A 1,669-nucleotide genomic window follows, 5' to 3' on the forward strand; every position below is an offset into this window, starting at 1 on the left:
GGCACGGCTCCCGCCCGCTCGCCGTGCACCCGAGCGGGGTCCACGGCGGCCGACTCCGGGGCGCGCGTGGACGCGCGCGCCCCGGAACGGTCACCGTCCCGCGACCCCCATGGGTCCCCCGGTCCCGCACGACCGCCGCGCACCACCTCCCTGAAACCCACGTCAGAGCCGACGTGTATAACCGACCGGAGGAGCCGCCGTGTCCGCTTACCCCGTCGACGAGAAGACCGTCCACCCCGTGGACGAGAAACTCCCCGCCCTCAAGATGGCGACCAGCGGCCTGCAGCACGTGGCCGCCATGTACGCGGGAGTCGTCGCCCCGCCCCTGATCGTCGGCGCGGCCGTAGGCCTCTCCGGCACCGACCTCACCTTCCTCACCGGGGCCTGCCTGTTCACGGCCGGTCTCGCCACCTTCCTGCAGACCCTCGGCTTCTGGAAGATCGGCGCCCGGCTGCCCTTCGTCAACGGCGTCACCTTCGCCGGTGTCGCCCCCATGACGGCGATCGTCGCCTCCGCCAAGGACAAGTCCGACGCCCTGCCGGTGATCTTCGGCGCGGTCATGGTCGCCGGCCTCCTCGGCTTCCTCGCCGCACCGGTCTTCTGCAAGGCGGTCCGCTTCTTCCCGCCCGTCGTCACCGGCTCGGTCATCACCCTGATAGGCGTCTCGCTCCTGCCCGTCGCCTTCAACTGGGCGCAGGGCCCCAACCCCGCCGCGCACGACTACGGTTCGACGACCAACCTCACCCTGGCCGCCGTCACCCTGCTGATCGTCCTCTTCCTGCGCCGCTTCACCCGCGGCTTCGTCAAGCAGATCGCCGTCCTGCTCGGCCTGGTCGCAGGCACCCTGATCGCGATCCCCTTCGGCGTCACCGACTTCTCCCCGGTCGCCAAGGCCGACGTGGTGGGCTTCCCGACCCCCTTCCACTTCGGCGCCCCGCAGTTCCACATCGCCGCGATCCTGTCGATGTGCGTGGTGATGGTGGTTTCGATGACCGAGTCCACGGCCGACATGCTGGCCCTCGGCGAGATCGTCGAACGCCCCTCGGACGAGCGGACCATCGCGGCCGGGCTGCGCGCCGACACCCTGGGCTCCGCCCTCAGCCCCCTGTTCAACGGGTTCATGTGCAGCGCCTTCGCGCAGAACATCGGCCTGGTGGCCATGACGAGGATCCGCAGCCGCTTCGTAGTCGCCGTCGGCGGCGGCTTCCTGGTCCTGATGGGCCTGTGCCCGATGGCCGCCTCGCTCATCGCGGTCGTACCCCGGCCCGTGCTCGGCGGCGCCGGCGTCGTCCTGTTCGGCTCGGTCGCCGCGAGCGGCATCCAGACCCTGGTGCGGGCCGGCCTGGAGAAGGACAACAACGTCCTGATCGTCGCCGTGTCCCTGGCGGTCGGCATCATCCCGATCACCGTGCCCGACTTCTACCACGCCTTCCCGGACACCGCGAAGATCGTCCTCGACTCGGGCATCTCCACCGGCTGCGTCACCGCCGTCCTGCTCAACCTGATCTTCAACCACCTCGGCAGGAGCCGCGACGCGGCGGACGTCACCCATCCCATGGAATCGGGAGAGGAGCTGGCACCGGCGCACTGACCGGGCGGGAGGGGCGGCGGGGGGGGGCGCCGCGGCCACCCCCCCCCCCCCCGCCCCCCCGCGCGGGCACGACTGAGA

1 protein-coding gene is annotated in these 1,669 nt (G+C 71.4%); it reads left to right on the plus strand.

Annotation, left to right across the window (positions count from 1 at the left end; translation table 11 throughout):
• The first annotated feature begins 199 nt into the window (after positions 1-199).
• Complete coding sequence (locus tag ACWEN3_RS46290; RefSeq protein ID WP_452984425.1) at positions 200-1,591, plus strand: nucleobase:cation symporter-2 family protein; 1,392 nt, start codon at positions 200-202, stop codon at positions 1,589-1,591.
• Positions 1,592-1,669: the final 78 nt, after the last annotated feature.

The sequence above is a fragment of the Streptomyces sp. NPDC004561 genome (assembly GCF_053602155.1).